This window comes from Ohtaekwangia sp. (assembly GCF_036786105.1).
GTDB lineage: Bacteria > Bacteroidota > Bacteroidia > Cytophagales > Cyclobacteriaceae > Ohtaekwangia.
The window spans coordinates 1-17,467 of sequence record NZ_DAIQRQ010000001.1; the positions used below are offsets into that span (position 1 = coordinate 1).

Annotated in this window: 18 protein-coding genes; 10 read left to right on the forward strand and 8 right to left on the reverse strand. The window is 42.7% G+C overall.

Annotated features, from left to right (window positions below; translation table 11 throughout):
• Both V7Q33_RS00005 and V7Q33_RS00010 read left to right on the forward strand, forming a co-directional pair.
• On the forward strand, nucleotides 1-966 hold a 966-nt coding region (locus tag V7Q33_RS00005), incomplete at its 5' end, for a glycosyltransferase family 4 protein (protein ID WP_333818501.1).
• Nucleotides 966-2,000 (forward strand): glycosyltransferase family 2 protein, encoded by a 1,035-nt coding sequence (locus V7Q33_RS00010; protein WP_331974835.1) that lies wholly within the window; start codon nucleotides 966-968, stop codon nucleotides 1,998-2,000. The genes V7Q33_RS00005 and V7Q33_RS00010, both read left to right, overlap by 1 nt.
• Here the strand turns inward: V7Q33_RS00010 and V7Q33_RS00015 are convergent.
• The 6 genes from V7Q33_RS00015 to V7Q33_RS00040 all read right to left on the reverse strand — a co-directional run bounded on the left by V7Q33_RS00015 (nucleotide 1,975) and on the right by V7Q33_RS00040 (nucleotide 9,428).
• Nucleotides 1,975-3,738: an ABC transporter ATP-binding protein gene (locus V7Q33_RS00015; RefSeq protein WP_333818502.1), complete on the reverse strand. Its 1,764-nt coding sequence runs from the start codon at nucleotides 3,736-3,738 to the stop codon at nucleotides 1,975-1,977. The two genes, V7Q33_RS00010 and V7Q33_RS00015, sit on opposite strands and share 26 nt — an antisense overlap.
• A 69-nt stretch (nucleotides 3,739-3,807) precedes the next feature.
• Nucleotides 3,808-4,605 (reverse strand): hypothetical protein, encoded by a 798-nt coding sequence (locus V7Q33_RS00020; RefSeq protein WP_333818503.1) that lies wholly within the window; start codon nucleotides 4,603-4,605, stop codon nucleotides 3,808-3,810.
• Nucleotides 4,606-4,793: 188 nt separating this feature from the next.
• Entirely contained in the window at nucleotides 4,794-6,200 is a 1,407-nt protein-coding gene (locus V7Q33_RS00025; RefSeq protein ID WP_333818504.1) for a B12-binding domain-containing radical SAM protein, read from the reverse strand.
• A complete protein-coding gene (locus V7Q33_RS00030; RefSeq protein WP_333818506.1) occupies nucleotides 6,197-6,994 on the reverse strand; it encodes a class I SAM-dependent DNA methyltransferase in 798 nt (265 codons plus the stop codon). Before V7Q33_RS00030 ends, V7Q33_RS00025 begins: the two co-directional genes overlap by 4 nt.
• 23 nt (nucleotides 6,995-7,017) lie before the next feature.
• Complete coding sequence (locus tag V7Q33_RS00035; RefSeq protein ID WP_333818507.1) at nucleotides 7,018-8,484, reverse strand: B12-binding domain-containing radical SAM protein; 1,467 nt, start codon at nucleotides 8,482-8,484, stop codon at nucleotides 7,018-7,020.
• Nucleotides 8,481-9,428 carry a hypothetical protein gene (locus V7Q33_RS00040; RefSeq protein WP_333818509.1) on the reverse strand — a complete coding sequence of 316 codons (948 nt, stop codon included), beginning with the start codon at nucleotides 9,426-9,428 and terminating at the stop codon, nucleotides 8,481-8,483. Before V7Q33_RS00040 ends, V7Q33_RS00035 begins: the two co-directional genes overlap by 4 nt.
• A 283-nt stretch (nucleotides 9,429-9,711) precedes the next feature.
• Here V7Q33_RS00040 and acs point away from each other — a divergent pair, with 283 nt between their 5' ends.
• Nucleotides 9,712-11,604 (forward strand): acetate--CoA ligase, encoded by a 1,893-nt coding sequence (gene acs, locus V7Q33_RS00045; RefSeq protein WP_333818510.1) that lies wholly within the window; start codon nucleotides 9,712-9,714, stop codon nucleotides 11,602-11,604.
• A 56-nt stretch (nucleotides 11,605-11,660) separates the two neighbouring features.
• Here the strand turns inward: acs and V7Q33_RS00050 are convergent, their stop codons facing one another.
• A complete protein-coding gene (locus tag V7Q33_RS00050) occupies nucleotides 11,661-12,185 on the reverse strand; it encodes a YdeI/OmpD-associated family protein (protein ID WP_333818511.1) in 525 nt (174 codons plus the stop codon).
• A gap of 86 nt (nucleotides 12,186-12,271) precedes the next feature.
• Here V7Q33_RS00050 and V7Q33_RS00055 point away from each other — a divergent pair, with 86 nt between their 5' ends.
• The 6 genes from V7Q33_RS00055 to V7Q33_RS00080 all read left to right on the forward strand — a co-directional run bounded on the left by V7Q33_RS00055 (nucleotide 12,272) and on the right by V7Q33_RS00080 (nucleotide 15,671).
• The gene (locus tag V7Q33_RS00055) at nucleotides 12,272-12,718 is read left to right on the forward strand and encodes a MarR family winged helix-turn-helix transcriptional regulator (protein WP_331974853.1); all 447 of its coding nucleotides are present in this window, start codon (nucleotides 12,272-12,274) and stop codon (nucleotides 12,716-12,718) included.
• 104 nt (nucleotides 12,719-12,822) lie between these two features.
• Nucleotides 12,823-13,533 (forward strand): pirin family protein, encoded by a 711-nt coding sequence (locus V7Q33_RS00060; RefSeq protein WP_331974855.1) that lies wholly within the window; start codon nucleotides 12,823-12,825, stop codon nucleotides 13,531-13,533.
• Between the two features lie 55 nt (nucleotides 13,534-13,588).
• Nucleotides 13,589-14,440 carry a pirin family protein gene (locus tag V7Q33_RS00065; RefSeq protein WP_333818512.1) on the forward strand — a complete coding sequence of 284 codons (852 nt, stop codon included), beginning with the start codon at nucleotides 13,589-13,591 and terminating at the stop codon, nucleotides 14,438-14,440.
• A gap of 105 nt (nucleotides 14,441-14,545) precedes the next feature.
• Nucleotides 14,546-15,124 carry a nitroreductase family protein gene (locus tag V7Q33_RS00070; RefSeq protein ID WP_333818513.1) on the forward strand — a complete coding sequence of 193 codons (579 nt, stop codon included), beginning with the start codon at nucleotides 14,546-14,548 and terminating at the stop codon, nucleotides 15,122-15,124.
• Nucleotides 15,124-15,519, forward strand: coding sequence for an OsmC family protein (locus V7Q33_RS00075; RefSeq protein ID WP_331974861.1), 396 nt, complete (start codon nucleotides 15,124-15,126; stop codon nucleotides 15,517-15,519). Before V7Q33_RS00070 ends, V7Q33_RS00075 begins: the two co-directional genes overlap by 1 nt.
• On the forward strand, nucleotides 15,516-15,671 hold the full coding sequence (locus V7Q33_RS00080; protein ID WP_333818514.1) for a (4Fe-4S)-binding protein: 156 nt from the start codon (nucleotides 15,516-15,518) through the stop codon (nucleotides 15,669-15,671). Before V7Q33_RS00075 ends, V7Q33_RS00080 begins: the two co-directional genes overlap by 4 nt.
• 91 nt (nucleotides 15,672-15,762) lie before the next feature.
• On the opposite strand, the gene V7Q33_RS00085 is transcribed toward V7Q33_RS00080, so the two are convergent.
• Nucleotides 15,763-16,677, reverse strand: a complete 915-nt coding sequence (locus V7Q33_RS00085; protein WP_333818515.1) for a TIGR01777 family oxidoreductase — start codon at nucleotides 16,675-16,677, stop codon at nucleotides 15,763-15,765.
• 43 nt (nucleotides 16,678-16,720) lie between these two features.
• Between V7Q33_RS00085 and V7Q33_RS00090 the strand changes: the two genes are divergently transcribed.
• Entirely contained in the window at nucleotides 16,721-17,419 is a 699-nt protein-coding gene (locus tag V7Q33_RS00090) for a hypothetical protein (protein WP_333818516.1), read from the forward strand.
• Nucleotides 17,420-17,467 lie beyond the last annotated feature (48 nt).

Here is a 17,467-nt window from a genome sequence, read left to right on the forward strand (position 1 = left end):
CCGCACTCCTATACTATACGCTCTGTTTCTCACGATAATTACCCCAGACGCATTCGTGATTTCATGTTGCTGTTGATGATCATTCGCGATCATTGGCGAAATCCTTACGCATTGATCCACGCACATTCAACATATCCATCGGGTATGATTGGCATTGTGCTCAGAAAGCTTTTCAAAATTCCTGTATTGGTTTGCCTCGATGGTGCAGAGGGGAGTGCGTTACCATCCATTCATTTTGGCGACTTGCTCAGCAAGCGAAGAGCACGTCTCAATCAGTGGGTAATCAATCAAGCCGATGCTGTTACAGCACTCACACACTTTCAACGCGATGAAGTATATCGCAACCTTCCTATTCGAAAACACATTTCGGTTATACCGCGTGGTGTAGAAATGCCGGAACATAACCCGTTATTGCAGGAAAGAACCAATAGTCCGGTAACGATTCTCAGCATCGGCTATCTAAGTCCTGTGAAAGACCCAATCACATTGATCCATACTTTTTATGCGATTCAAAAAGAAACAGATTGTCACCTGATTCATATTGGTGAAGACTATATGAATGGTGAAGTGCAGCAACTCACGAAAAAGCTTGGTATAGAAGATAGAGTTTCATTTAAAGGCCATTTGCCATACCGCCAGGTAAAAATATTCCTGGAGCGAGCCCACCTTTTCCTGCTTACTTCCGTCTATGAAAGTCAGGCAATGGTAGTGGTCGAAGCCATGGCGATGGGTATTCCGGTATGTGGAACACATGTAGGTATCATGGCCGACCTGTCGGGCTCTTGTTGTATAACGATGCCCCCGGGCGAATCATCAGCCCTGGCACATGAAGTCATTGCATTGTTCAAGAACAAAGAGAGAATGGACACACTGCGAAAAAATGGCTATGCCTGGGCCCGGCAAAATGATCTCAACAAATGCGTTGACGCCACACTCAAAATATATAGTAGTCTTATAAAGGGCTGATGAAAATAAGTACAATCATTCCTACGCGAAACAGACCCGGCCACATAATGCAGGTGTTGCAGACCTTGCAAAAACAAACGCGCCCATCAGATGAGATTATCATTATCGATGCAAGCGATGACAAAAGCTATAGCAGGCAAGTGCAGGAGCAATTTAACACGCTTCCGCTTCGCTGGATAGATGCACCCCTGGCATCAGTATGCGTGCAACGAAACGCGGGTATACAGACAGCAGCAGGTGACTGGATTTTTTTATGTGACGATGACATTGTGCTGAAACCGGATTACCTCGAAAAACTGGAACAATACGCTGCGTCAGATATAGCGTGTGGCGCGATGGCAGGTCGCCTGTTACAGTTAGAGAACGGGAATTGGGTTGATGAATACCCGGTAACGGGATTTGCTGATCTGCTCTGGCGATTTACCTTTCAGCTTTCTATTTGGGGCGACCTTGAAAATATAAAAGTTTCGTTTCCCGCATCACTTCTGTTGAGGGCGATAAAAAAATTCTATGCTTCCCGGAAAAATGGATTAACACTGGGAGGATGGCCCTTGATCACATCCTGGAACAGCACGGCATTTCAGACAACTATATATTCGCTGGGTGCCAATGTTATAAGACGCGATTGGTTATTACACTCTCCTTATGACGAAGTGCTTGACCCAAGCGGTATAGGCGATAACTATGGCGTTGCTATTGGATTTCCGCAAACGCATTCCATTCATGTCATCGGCTCAACGGCAGCCTATCATCATCGCGCTACAGAGAATCGGCTCGATCGCACGCTTGCTTACTATAGAAGAGTGCTGGCGCTTCATTACTTTATACGAAAAAGTAAAAAATATAATGCATCAACAGTGTTCTGGTATATTTGGTCGCTTACGGGAAATGCTTTGATGGCATTGTTCAAACGCGACTGGCGAATGGTGCGGATCAACCTGAGAGTTATAAGATTGATCTTTACGGGAAAAAATCCGTATTGGCTGGCCTACAATCGTAACGAAAAAATTATCCGACCTGTTTTTGAAGATTAGTTTGCACCAGCGCAGCATCTTCCAACCGAAGAATCCTCGAAGCAAATTTTCGCACCAGCGGATCATGCGATATCAATACCACTGTCTTGCCACTATTGCACATACGCTGAAGTACACTCAGAATATATACCTTGTTTTCTTCATCAAGTTGATTAGTCACTTCATCCAGTAGCAAGACTTTGGGTTGCCGGTATAGCGCTCGTGCCAAACAGAGTCGCTGCCGCTGTCCCCCCGACAAGGTAACACCATTTTCACCGATCAAGGTATATATACCCTCCGGCAAGGATTTAACAAATGCATCAAGGCCCGCAGAACGAATGGCATCAGCAAGCCGCGCGTTATCTACTTCATCTTCAAATTCTCCAAAGGCTATGTTGTGAAGCAGTGTATCCTGTAGAATAACGGGCGACTGCGTTACCAATCCTATTTGCGATTGCCAATGTGAAACTGTTTCCGTTGTGAGTGGCGTGCCATCAATAAGCAGCGCACCTTTATAGTTTGCTATAATGCCACTTAAGATATGAAGTAATGTAGTTTTACCAGTGCCTGATGGTCCTTCCAGCACAATAAATTCTCCTTTTCGTATTTCAAACGTCACGTGATCAAGAAGAACCTTTGATTTATCCGCATATTGAAAGGAAACATCGTGAAGTGCGATTGAAGTATTGAAATCGATCTTCGCTATATCTTTTGCAGACGAAGTTGCTGCTTCAGAATCGCCAAGTGTTTCCTTCAGCTCCGTTACTGTGTAAGCATACGACTGTATCTGCGACAAACTTTGCAGCATACGCGTAAAAGAAGGCATAATGCGATACAGTGCGAGGGAGAACAACCCGATAAAAACCAAAACGTGTTGTTCGCTTATTTCACCCAGTTTAACATACGCAACGATACCAGCAAACAACAGTATACCGGCTATTTCAAGTATACGGGGCGGCAGACCTGAGAAAGTTTTCAAGTCTGATAGTTGTGCGGTAGTGATCCGGCTTAGTTCAATAAAACGTTTTATAAAGTAGTGCTGCTTTTTATAAATCCTGGCTTCGGTATAAGCGCTTATACCCTGCGTCAACACAATGTTTGTGACAGGTGTAAGCTCACGAAACGACTGATCTATTTTAAGAATGACTTTCTTTCGGAAGAAATAATAAAATATACCGATGGGAAGAAACAGAAAGAGAATCACAAAAAGAATTCTGAAATCGAACCATGCCATGATCACAATCATCAGCAAGCAGATAACCACATCGGTGATTAGCAGCAGGTAATTATTCAACACATAGCTGGTAAAATCAAATGCGGTATTTTTGATCCTTCGAAAAGCTTCTGCTGAGTTTTCATGTGTATAAGCACTCCACGGCTGGCTATAGAATCGATGGTATATACGCTCCGAGAATGAGAGGTAAAGCTCGTTCAGAAATTTGAGTTGTGAATTAGTCTGCCAAACAGCTGCTATATTTTTAATCAAAAAAAGAATTAATACGCAGATGAGTAATGTGATCCATGAAACAGAATCTGTAAGAGAGAGTATATGCCCTACAATCCCTGTTGCACTTTTTGAGCCTGTTGGGTGGATCAGGTAAAACAATAGCGGCAATACAGAAGTAAGTGAGAAAACTTCGAAGAGGGCTAGTACGATTGAAAATAAAATATGCTTTGAGAAGCTTGTACGTTGCTCATCTGAAAGCAGTCTTAAAACCTGTAAACCGCTAAATCGGCTTTTGATTGCTGCATATTTCATTTATTCTCTTTTGCCTAAAAGCATAGTTTATTTAAAAAATAGAATTCTACCGTCTATTTCATTATTGCCTCATTTAAATTCATATTCCACAATACCTGAATTTTTAAAAACAACCACTCCGTTTATAGTTAGCTCGATTCTTTTAGCTTGATTCATTGTATCGAGAATAAGCCCGTTAGATTTGGATAGTATTTTCAAATCAATCAATCCAATTCTCTCTGAAGCTGTTTTGAGTACTATTTCTTTATCAGAACGGAAATCACCATCGATTACTCTTCCTACAGAGGTTTTAAATTTAATTACTCGGTCTTTTGTAGTGACGAGGTGTGCATCATTACCCGCATTAATTAGAAGATCATTACCGTTCTCAGAGAAAAAGACGTTATACAAAATTTTGGATTTGTCTTTGATTAAATCAGTATAGTCACATGTGAAACTCAAATTACCGCTCTTATCAAAAAGGAATATATCGCTTCCATAACTATTAAAAACAATCACATATTCGCCATTAGTCGAATATTTAACATTCGGGTATATATTTACTAAATGCTTAGACAACAAGTTGCCATCAGATCGGAAAAAATATAAGTAATCAGTTGCCTTCTCTGCTTCCTCGAACGCCACGAAATAATCTCCTTTGGGTGATAAGATGAAAGAATTGAGATCAGGAGGAATACTTGATCTGTTTATTTGTTGAGTCAGACTCCCCTGATTGAAAATCTGAATGGATTTATCTGTTGTACTTACGCTATTCTTTATATCACTAGGGTTCGCTTTTTCATAATCAGCCTCTGAAGAATATATTCTCTTTACTTCTAAAGTATTAAGATTTTGACTCTGACAATTAAAGCGAGAAAAAAAAAGCAAACAACTTAACGATACGATCCTATAACATTTAATGTAATTGCTTCGCAACGTGTAAGATAACATCAGGTCAAAGTTTTAATTTTTAGAAAACCTCCGCGTAAATGTAAAAGTGAAAATCAGCTACTACTTAAATTATTGCGAAATACAGAGTCTTTGTCATAAGTTCATGTGTTCTAATAATTGCGGTATCAGAAGAAATAACTCGAAGTTCTTTGGAACCTCATTCCGAATTTGGCTATGGCAGATTTTACTTTCAGTTTAATGGCTAACTTATTTTGATTCGCTTTCTTAGCCTTAAAATAGTTTACTTCACTAATTACTCTTGCCAAGGCATAATCATAATACTTCCGCGAATACATTCTTGCAAAATCAATCTGCCTGTCTGTGCTGGTAGACCAATCGAGGTTGGTGGTTTGTACGGCCTCAACTTCCTGGTATAGTTCGGTGCCTTTTATAGGATAGGCTACGGTTATGGTAAAATGATCGGGATCGGATTCTTTTAAGTGTTTTATAGTTTCTTCTATATCTGCTTCTGTTTCGCCCGGGTAGCCCAGCATAATGAATGTGCCGGTTTGTATGCCATACTTTTTGGTGAGCCTGATCATGTCGCGCACCTGCTGCACATCCACTCTGCGGTCCATCAGGTCAATAATACGTTGCGAACCACTCTCGGCTCCAATCCAGACGCGGAAGCAACCTGTTTCTTTTAGCATCCTGATCACCTCTTCATTCAATCGGTCAGCACGCGTTATACACTCATACGGGATGAGTATATCCTTCTTCTTCAATTCATCCCGAAAAGATGCTAACCATTTGTGACTGATGGTAAAAACATCATCTACGAACCAGAGCGAATCCGGATTGTATGCTTCTTTTATCTGCTCCAATTCCTGCACTACCTTTTCAACCGAGCGCCTGCGGTAACTTAGTCCGTATACCGCGCGACTACACCACTTGCATGTATAGGGGCAACCGCGCATGGTGCTTACCGATATAGCATTGGTGCCGTGAAATTTCTTCCAGGCATCAAGGTATAAATGCAGGTCTATCTTTTTACGATTGGGAAATGGCAGCGCATCGAGGTCTTTCATTTTATCGCGCTCGGGCATCGTTACAAATTCCCCGCGATGCATATATGCTATGCCCCGAATTTTTTGAAGCACATCGTGTGGCAGATAGTCAGAAGAAGAAAGTATGGCATTGCATATTTCATACATTGTCTCTTCGCCCTCGCCCATCACAATGAAATCAGCCCCTTCCTTTAAGTAATTTTCGGCATTGTATTTTACATCCGGCCCTCCCAGCACAATGCTGGTTTCAGGAAGATTGGCATTGATAAATTGCATCGCCTCGATCACGTTCAGTTTCGTCATCAGGTTGGCATATATACCGATGATGGCGGGTTTGTGCTCCAGCAGATATTGGCGAAATATATCTTTTGTGGAGAAAGTGGTATCAAACACTTCGTTGACAATGCCATGTTGCTCCAGGTATGCAGAAATATATAATATACCCAGCGGTGCATAAGGGCGCATGATCTGCTGTTCCTTCTCATCATCTGCCAGGAAATAGGCGTGCGTCAGCAATACACTCATTGTAATTTCAGGTCGATAATGAAATGATCAGCCATGCCCGAAAGAAATGCAAGCCGGAATAATTTTCTCTCTATAGCATTGAGCCCGAACAAAAAGCGTTTATGCCTTGAGAAGAATTTTTCAAGATACGAAGGAGGTAATGCAAAGCCGATGGGCTGACGTGTAACTGTTGCGAAATTTTCGGCTGACCATCTTCTTATTTGAGAAGGCCGGTAGTACCACGTTTTTACAACAGCGCCATCCAGGTTAGCCGGAACATCACGCGATGTCCATCTTCTGAAAATATTCTTTCCCTGAAACCGCAGTGTGAAATATATAGATTCCCACAAACAGAATTTGGGCATGATGACCGCTATAAATCTTCCCTTCGGAGACAAAACCTTGGGAAGCTTCTCCAGCAATTTCTGCAGCGCCTCCGGATTGATACAATTGAGTCCTCCGAAATTTGAAAAAATCAAATCAAATTTCTTGTCAAATAACGTCTCATCAAAACTATCGAGATCGAGGTAATGCGAGCTGATCTTGTTTTGCATCGAGAACTGATGGGCTTTCTGTTGTGTAACTTTCAGCATCTCTTCCGATACATCGGTTGCTACGATGTTGAATCCGCGTTCACTAAAAAGTAACGCATCTTCACCGGTGCCACAATTCAATTCAAGAATTTCAAGGCCGTTTAGCTCGGGAGTAATTTTCTCGAGGTAGGTCCAAACCTGTTTCCGTTGCAATTGACCAATAGCACTCTGCGTAAAGACAGAGTCGTATGCTGAAGCGATATGGTCAAACGGTACAGCCATGCGCGTTAGTTTATACGAGTTGCTCACGGGTGGGTAACTGTTAATCCTTTGAGTCGTAAACGCTGCGCGAACGATGTAGGAATATAATAAAAAGTTGCCAGCCCTGCACGTAAATCTTTATAGTTTAGACGTAACGGGTCACGAAAGAGTTTCTGCAGGCTCATGTATCCTTTTCGCTTGCGATAAACACTGTGTACATAGCGATGCAGTTCTTTATAGTATTTACTTCCAAACGTTCCCTGAAACATCATCGCAAGGTCATCAGAATCGCTCCAGTTTTGTTTTTCGTGAAGTTGCGCTTTTACCTTATCATAAAATTTTGTACCGGGCAATGGATATGATACCGATATACCAACTTCATCCGGCATCAGCTCCAAAACCATGGCCAGCGTAGCATCTATATCTTCCTGCGTTTCGCCCAGGTATCCGAATTGAAGAAAGAACGCCACTTTAATTCCTTTCTGCTTCATCAGATGTGTGGCTTCATGAATCTGCCGCACGGTAGTGCCTTTATCCATAGCATCCAGAATTTTCTGCGAGCCGGACTCCGCACCGATCCAGATTGTTTCTGCCCCCGACTGCGCAAAGGCTTCTATAGTATCTTCCTGCAACAGAAGGTCGGCACGCGACTGTATCTTATACTTGAAGATGAGATTCTTTGCACGTACCAGGTCTCTGAATTCCTGCACCCAGCCAGGTTTTAAACCGAATATATCATCACACATCCAGAAGTGATCAGGTTTATATTCACTCAATAAAAATTCAATTTCCCTGATCACATGCTGTGGCGATCTGGAATTATACCGGTTTCCATAAATGGGTTTGGCGCACCAATTACACTTATAGGGACACCCGCGGGTGGTTGCTATATTCAACGAAAAGTATCCGTGATGCTTTCTCCAGATAGCGCGGTAGGAGTCTATATCTACCAGATCCCAGGCCGGCAAGGGCAATACATCCAAATCGCGAATTACCGGCCGTGTTGGTGTTACCGTTACCTGCTCATTTTGGCTGAAAGCTATACCTGGCAATGATTTTACATCGCGGTTGGCTTCCAATCCGAGTATCAGTTCTTTCAAGGTTTCTTCACCTTCACCACGCACCACATAGTCAACACCATGCTGAAAATACTTTTCATAATGATCGGCAGCATCGGAGCTTGAGGCAATCACAGTACACCCTGCATCTTTACCCATTCTGGCCATTGCAAACGCTGCCTCGCGCATGTTGGTAAGGCACATCTTGGTGAGGTAGTTGAAACCATCATCGTAGATCACCAGGTATTTTGGCTTGTGTTGCTCTATCTCTTTTGTAATCTCTACCGGCGTATCTCTCAAGGCGGTGTCAAAAAGGGCTACGGGGAAACCGGCTTCACGCATTACGGCAGCAGCAAGTATTGTTGCCAGTGGCGGATACGGTTGTTTGAATCGCCATTGCTTGGGATCAAACTTATAGAAATAGGAATGTGTAAAAAGAATCGGGCTGTTCATGCTTTCCAGGAAATGTTAAACTTTTTACTGAACCCCTCCATTTTCTGCTGGTAAAGCTCGATCACTCTGCGCTGAAAATGTCGCGGGTGATTCTTTGAGGTATACTTCTTTGTTTTAAACGCTACATCAAAGTCGACCTTTGTGTATTGCGCTTTATATATATGCTCCCAACGTTTTAATGACACGTTCATAAAATAGCGCTCCCACCAGTTGCCACCGGCTATATTTATAATGCCTTCTATTACTCTCTTCACTATACCATTCGATGTCGCTGCCGTTTCATTCACCGGTCGTGGCTTGAAATTGGGGAAGAAATTGAGAAGCCATGAATTTTGAGCATGGAGCTTTTGGTATAGCTCGGCATTGCACAGTGGTATAACAGTAGCAAGCTCGGTTGCGGTAAATAAATTTTTCTCCTCGATCTCCAGGTGATCTGCATCAACAAAGTAATTTACGCAGAAGTATTTATGCGAGTTAAAAAGAAATATGCGTTTATACACCACCAGTAGCATGCGTGCAATCCACAGCCTGCCTGGCTTTGTAATGATAAAGAAATCCAGGTCAGAGTTTTCATCCATATAGCCTTTCGACAACGAACCTGATGCGAGCACACCGCGCACAAACGGAAATGATGAAATAAACTTGCCTTTTTTGCGGGCTATCGCGAGAAGTTTCTCAGCTTCGGCATTTCCCTTCAATCTACGGCTAGCCCAATCCTCGTTATTTTGCACCGAATAAAGATCGCCAAATTGAAAGAGATAACCCTGCGAAGACATCTCTTCCAACGCATCTACTATATCGTCCGTAGCTACATGGTTTGTAGGTAAGAAGCGCTGGATCTCGTCTGCTTTCAATGGATAGTTAAAAATATCATAGTATAACAACGTGCGCAGAATACTTTCACTCAATGGCCTTAAGGTGCTATTGTTTAAAGATTTCACCATGCGATTCATTTCTGGTTCAATTTATATTCCACTTTCCACGCTAAACAAAATGCCTGACATCGATAACCGGCGGTACATCTGATTAAACCGTATTATAATTCTTTCCGAAAATTTGTTTGTGTCTTCCAACACATCACCAAACAAAAGTTTGAATTTCGGGAAAAAGAGTAGAATTTTATCACCCCTGTCTGTCACCTAATCGTGACGAGACGCGACAAACTTTGGTTGCCATGCTTTTTGAAATATTTTTCTAACAATAAACCCTAACGACTAACAAACAACCATGAACGTGATCAGAACTTTTGAAGATTATCAGGAACAGTACAAAAAAAGCATCGAACACCCGGAGAATTTCTGGAGCGAAGTGGCCGGCAATTTTTACTGGCGCAAGAAGTGGGACAAGGTGTTGGAGTGGGACTTTCACAAACCTGAAGTAAAATGGTTTCAGGGGGCCAAATTGAATATAACAGAAAACTGCCTCGACCGTCATCTTACAAAACATGCGAATCAAACTGCCATCATTTGGGAGCCCAACAATCCCGATGATGATGCTAAGCATATAACGTATCAGCAGTTGTTTGAAGAAGTCTGCAAAACTGCCAACATGCTAAAGGCTAACGGAGTAAAGAAAGGCGATCGTGTGTGCATTTACTTGCCCATGATACCCGAGCTTGCTTATGCAGTGCTTGCCTGCGCGCGCATTGGTGCAGTGCACTCGGTAGTATTTGCCGGCTTTTCGGCTAAATCAGTTGCCGATCGGGTACAAGATGCCGGATGCAATATTGTAATTACTTCTGATGGCGCCCATCGTGGTGAGAAGACGATCAATCTAAAGGGAATTATCGATCAGGCAATGGAAAGCTGTCCGGGTGTTTCGTGCGTTATCGTAAAAGAATATCTCAAGTCAGGCGTACCTATGAAAACAGGGCGGGATGTCTATTGGCATGATGAGATACAAAAAGTAAATGCCGATTGCCCGGCAGAAGAGATGGATGCAGAAGACATGCTCTTTATACTTTATACGTCCGGTTCCACTGGCAAGCCGAAAGGCATGGTGCACACCTGTGGCGGATACATGGTATATACCAATTATACTTTCAAAACGGCTTTTCAATACCATGAAGGGCACGTGTATTGGTGTACGGCAGATATAGGCTGGATTACCGGTCACTCCTACATACTCTATGGTCCGTTATCTGCCGGAGCTACAACGGTTATGTTTGAGGGTATACCTTCATGGCCCGATTGGGGAAGATTCTGGCAGGCAATAGAACGCCACAAGGTAAATATATTCTATACAGCTCCTACCGCCATACGATCTTTGCAACAAGCGCCGCTAAGCTTTGTAGAGAAGTATGATTTGTCTTCATTGAAAGTACTTGGAAGCGTAGGCGAACCGATCAACGAAGAAGCATGGAACTGGTACGACAAAAATATAGGCAAGGGCAAATGTCCTATAATAGATACCTGGTGGCAGACTGAAACAGGAGGTTTCATGATCACGCCAATCGCAAATGTTACAAAGCTTAAGCCTGCCCATGCTACATTGCCACTGCCGGGTGTACAACCTGCCGTAATGAATGAAAGCGGATTGGAGATAGAAGGCAATAATATTGAAGGAAGGCTCACTATAAAATTTCCATGGCCGTCTATGGCGCGCACCATCTATGGCGACCATCAGCGATTTAAGGAAACGTACTTTTCATCGTTTCCCGGAAAGTATTTCACGGGCGATGGCTGCAAGCGTGATAATGATGGTTACTATCGCATAACCGGAAGGGTAGACGATATAATTATTGTATCGGGTCATAACCTCGGTACTGCGGAAATTGAAAGTGCTATTGATGAACATGCCAATGTGATTGAAACAGCTGTGGTTGGTTTTCCGCACGATATTAAAGGGCAGGGTATATATGCTTTTGTGATCTGCTATGAGAAACCAACGGAAGAAGAAAAACTTCGCGTTGAAATAAAAGATACGGTTTCCAAAATCATTGGTCCTATTGCCAAGCCTGATAAAATACAGTTTGTAAGCGGTCTTCCTAAAACACGTTCCGGCAAGATCATGCGAAGAATTTTGCGCAAGGTTGCCGAAGGTGATACTGGCAATCTCGGCGATACAACAACACTGCTTGATCCTGCGGTAGTAGATGAAATAAAAGCAGGAGCACTATAACCCTTAATTTCAATTCACGGGGAGCCATCAGAAAGCTCTCCGTGATTTTTTACATCTCATAAAAGCCTTTTATTCTCTCGCATCATCTCAGAATATCCTTGCTTCTTGCTCAGCGCCGTTAACGCCATCACAATTCGCTTGGTCTTCGTAGCATTCGTCTTGGCGCTCTCTATCCACTTGCTGAAGTATTGCTGATGCGACATCGGTAGTGACTTAAAGAACGCCAGTGCACCGGGTTCTTCCTTCAAACATTTTACAAGATCAGGCGACAAAATGAGTTTACGTTCATCCAGCTCTAAAACCATTTTTACTTTTTCGCCATCGCGTTTGCCAATAGCCTTCCGCATAGTACCGTTTACCGGAAGGATAAAACTGCCATCGCCCATGGGAAGTATCGCGGCCTTTTCAAAAGTGTGCTGATCTATACTTCCTTTTACCCGAAATGAAACTTTGGTATCTGGCTTCAGCTTATGAGCCTGCGCTGCCGAAATCTCAATATATGTCCAGCCGCTTTTCTCGCCTTTGCTATTAAATTTTAAAAGAGTGGTGGTGTATTGAATCATGAGATCAATCTTGTCCAAACAAGTTAACAACTAATTTATAAAATAGACGGAATGTTGTATCGACAACATTTGTTCTATATTGGTATCAATCAACTGTATAAAGTATGCCATTGGAAGACGATATCAAGCAGACCAAGTTCTCGAGCGAGTACCAGAAGGCCAGCATCAATATTTTGTATACCGGCAGCTGGCTTTATAATATTAACGCAGCCAGCCTCAAAAATTTCGACATTACACCGGAGCAGTTCAATGTGCTTCGGATTTTGCGGGGCAGCCACCCGCAAAAGATGATGCTGGCAGAGATTGCCTCCCGGATGATCGACAAGAACAGTAATTGTACGCGCCTGGTTGAAAAACTGCGTCAAAAAGGCCTGGTTACACGTGAACTGTGCGAAGACAACCGGAGGCAGGTGGATATTGGAATCACCACCAAAGGACTCTCTCTCCTTAAAAAAATGGACACCGATATAGATTGGATAAATACGTTTGAAAACATTACAAAAGCAGAAGCAAAAGAGCTCAATCGTATTCTTGACAAATTGCGGGGTTAAATACATATTGTAATAGTTGTAGATACAACAATTGTTATGAACTTAATTAACCTTCCATTGTTATAGATACAGACAGCTTTTTAGAAACTTTAAATCCCAATTATATGAATACCGTACTCCATAAAGCCAACACCCGCGGACATGCAAACCACGGATGGCTTGACACCAATCATACCTTTAGCTTTGCTCATTACTACGATCCTACCCGCATGCACTTCGGTGTGCTTCGTGTGTTGAATGATGATTTTGTAGATGGTGGCAAAGGTTTTGGCACACACCCTCACGATAACATGGAGATTATTTCCATACCGCTTTATGGCGATCTGGAACACAAAGACAGCATGGGTAACACGGCTGTTATTAAAGAGAATGATGTTCAGATTATGAGTGCCGGCACCGGTATATATCATTCTGAATACAACAAGAATAAAGACAAGAAGGTAAACTTTCTTCAAATCTGGGTCTTCCCAAAAGAACAGAACATTCAGCCCCGCTATGAGCAAAAGACATTCAAACCGGAGGACAGAGTAAATAAACTTCAGGAAGTAGTTTCACCTGTAAAAACTTCAGAGGGCGTTTGGATTAACCAGGATGCCTGGTTCCATCTTGGCAACCTGAAAAAAGATTTTCAAACCGAGTATATCATCAAACAGAAAAATAATGGTGTATACATCTTTGTTGTTGAAGGCGATGTCACTATCAATGGTCAGACGTTAAACAAACGCGATGGCTTCGGCATCTGGAATACCTATAAACTTTCCATCACAGCCAACAGCGATGCTGAAGTGCTGCTGATGGAAGTACCGATGAACTAAATTCTATTCAGGCTGTGCCGAAGATATTCAGCATGGCTTTACAAACATTACAGTTATGAAAAACAGAACCGTTTCCACATTATTATATGCACAGGTTGTAAGCATGGGAACCATTCCGGTTCGACAACCTTTTCCAACCCAACGGGTACAGCAACTTGATCCGTTTTTACTTCTGCATCACCATAAACTTGACGCTGGCGAGGATGCTCACTGGGAAGGAGTGGGTGCGCATCCGCACCGCGGGTTTTCTCCTGTGACTTTTATTTTTGAAGGTGCATTGCGTCATCGCGACAGTCGTGGTCATAACAGCGTAGTCGAGGCCGGAGGCATTCAATGGATGAATGCCGGTATGGGTATAATTCACAGTGAACGCCCGGAAGATCCCAATAAGAGTATTGAGCTGATTCAGTTATGGATCAACTCTCCTGCTAAGCACAAAATGGATCAGCCGCTATATTTTCCGGTTACACGTGAGGAAGCACCCTCGTACTTAAGTGATGACAAACTTGCTGCTGCCCGTATATTTTCGGGTGAGGTATGGGGAATAAAAGGAAAGATAGATCCTCTAAGTCCTATCACCGCAGTGACTATTGAATTTAAAAAAGGCGCAAAACTAACGATTCCGATTCCTGCCGAGCATACGGCCTTTCTCTATTTACTGGATGGCAAAGTTTCGGTAGGAGGATTTGGTTTGGTGGAAGGACATCATACTGCTGTATTCAATCGCGATGGAGAAGGTATCACGATCGAAGCGCTGGAAGATACACGTACTTTATTGATGACCGGGCAACCACTCGATGAACCGGTAGTATCGTATGGCCCATTTGTGATGACTACACAAACGCAGATCATGGAAGCGATGCGCGATTACCAGATGGGTAAAATGGGAGTTTTAATAGAAGATTGATCGTTCTTATAGAATAGAAGCAATGGCTAAAGCACAGAAAACAATGGCCATTGCTTCTTGCTTTTGAGAATGCGTACTTTGGAACGCGAACCGATAAACGAAGCGATGGAAAAATCATCCAGTATTGAACATCCGGTGCTTGATCTCATCAAGAAAAGAAGAAGCGTCCGGGCTTTCTCGAGTGAACCCATTGAAGCCGATAAGATCAATTCCTTATTTGAAGCTACACGCTGGGCTCCCTCCAGCAGCAACGAGCAGCCCTGGGTATATATATATGCAACGCGAAATCAATCGGAACTCTGGGATAAGTTATTTGAGCCATTAAACGACAGCAACAAAGTATGGGTGAAAGATGCACCACTCCTTATTCTTAGCCTGGCCCGAAAAACGTTCTCAGTGTATGGCAGCATGAACGAACATGCTATGTATGACCTGGGTGGTGCCAATTCTTTTCTCTCATTACAAGCCGTTGAGTTTGGGATGCAGGTGCGGCAAATGGCTGGATTTAATTCCGGAAAGGTTGTTCAAAATCTAAATATACCAGACACCTATGAAGTAGGTGTATATATAGCAGTTGGATACCCGGGCGACCCATCCAACCTTCCGGATAAATTAAAGCAACGCGAAATCGCTCCACGCGAGCGTTTTCTACAGCAGGAATTTGTTATGAACCGTACTTTTTAATGATACCCGAAAAAACTGTAATCGCTACCATTGGTAAAGATGCGTATGCTACCCAACTCGAAACCACAGTACATACATTAATCGCTGATGAGCCTGTAACGGATGGCGGCAAAGACCTGGGGCCACAGCCCTCTGACTTTCTCCGCATGTCGCTGGCTTCGTGCACCGCTATTACGCTTCGCATGTATGCAGATCGAAAAGGGATGAACATTGAACGGATACAAGTCACCATTTTTACAGAGACTGTAGAGAACAAAACTATCTTTCACCGCGCTGTAGAAGTAACCGGTGATATTGACGAAGGGCAACGCAAGCGTCTGCTACAAGTGGCTAATGCCTGTCCCATTCATAAAGTGTTAACGAATCCGATAGAAGTACAAACGCAACTCTTGTGAAGAACATTACGAAGAAATATACCAACGGCGAGATTACGATTGTATGGAATCCTGCTCAATGCACGCATTCAACCTTGTGCTGGAAAGGGCTCGGCGAAGTATTAGATCCACGGAAAACATCCATGGATCACACCCGACAAAGCTTCCACTGAAAAAATTCAAAAAGTGTCCTTCAGGAGCATTAAGTTATTTTCATAATTCAGAAGGCGAAAACAATTCCTGAACACACATAAATAACCAGCTTCATTTTTTCTTTAAAAGATCAGCCAGCGCTTTCTCCAATGTATCAAACTTAAATGAGAAGCCTGCGCGCTGAATTTTTTCGGACGAAACTTTGCTGCCCTTTAATATAATATCAGCCATTTCACCAAACAATACTTTCAAAACAAATGCCGGTAAGGCCGGCAATAACAGCGGCTTCTGCATGGTGTGTGCTATAGCTTTTGTAAGCTCACGATTCGTTACCGGATATAGTCCTGTGCCATTGTAAGCTCCTTCCATTTGTTCATCGCTTAAAGCTTTTATAAACATGGAAGCAAGATCGTCCAGGTGTATCCAGCTTATATACTGATTGCCCGAACCCAGTGGAGTGCCAACCCAATATTTAACAGGTCTGGCTATCTCTTTCAGGGCACCGCCTTTGTCACTTAAAACAATGCCTATGCGGATCTTCACAACACGTATACCGAGTTCCTGAATACGGTCTACCTCAGCTTCCCATTGCCTTACGACATTGGCTAGAAAATCTTTTCCGGGTTGATCGTCTTCATGAAATACTTTCTCAGCATCATCAAAACCATAATAACCTATAGCCGATGCCGAGATAAACGTTTTTACTGCATGGCCGCCCTTTTGAAGTTCATTGTATAACAATTGTGTTGACTGTGTTCGGCTCTTTAATATCTCCCACTTTCGTTCATCCGTCCAGGGTTTATCAGCTACGGCAGCACCTGCCAGATGGACAATTGCATCTGTTCCTTCCAACGCATGGCGATCAACTTGTTTTTTATCTACATCCCATAGAAAGGTTCGCGCTGTTCCTGACCGATGATTGCGGCTAAGATGTGCCACATGATTACCTCGCTCCAGCAATAGTTCTGTGAGGCGGGTGCCTATCAAACCGGAGGCACCTGTTATCAATATATTTTTTGAACTCAATTTTTATTTAGTTTTGATGCTGATTAAAATTACTATACCAAACATGTACTTCACCAAAAAGTTTATACTATTTTCCATTGCGTTTCTTATCATATTTTCTCTACAAGCTCAAACTGTTACTGTAAAGAAGGAAAGTGCCCGCATTAAAAATGAAAATACAGACGGCAACGAAGTATTGCTGGACGGAATCGCAAGCGATGTAAATTCATCTCTTATAAAATTCTTGAAAACTTATGGGAAAGTAAAACAGAGTGAAGGCACAATCATATTGAGTGAACTCACATTAAACGGCAAGGCTTATACAACACCTGTTTATGCTCTAGTTAAAGATAAAGGTCAGCAGTCGGCTGCGTGGCTTGGCATTCGTTCATCTGAATGGTCTGCTGAAGATGTTGTTAAGATAAATACCGAGCTGGAGAAAATTCTCCACGAATTTGGGGTCAAATTCTATCGCGATAAAATACAAGTTCAAATTGATGAAACCGCGCGGGCCATACAAGCCGTAGAAAAACAACAACAGCGTTTGATCAATGAAGGCAAAACACTTACTACCAAACTGGAAGACAACAAGCGTGAAAAAATTCAGTTAGAAAAGTCGCTGGAAAACAACAAACTTCAAAACGCGCTTCTGTTAAAGCGCATCGAGAAAAATAAACATGATCAGGATTCAATAACCATAGCAGCCGAGCAGATAAAAAAAGTAACGGTAATGCACAAAGAAAAGCAGCAAAAGGTAAATTAACTGCTGCTTATAATTTACCTTCCTGTTGGTTACGATGGCGAATAAAAG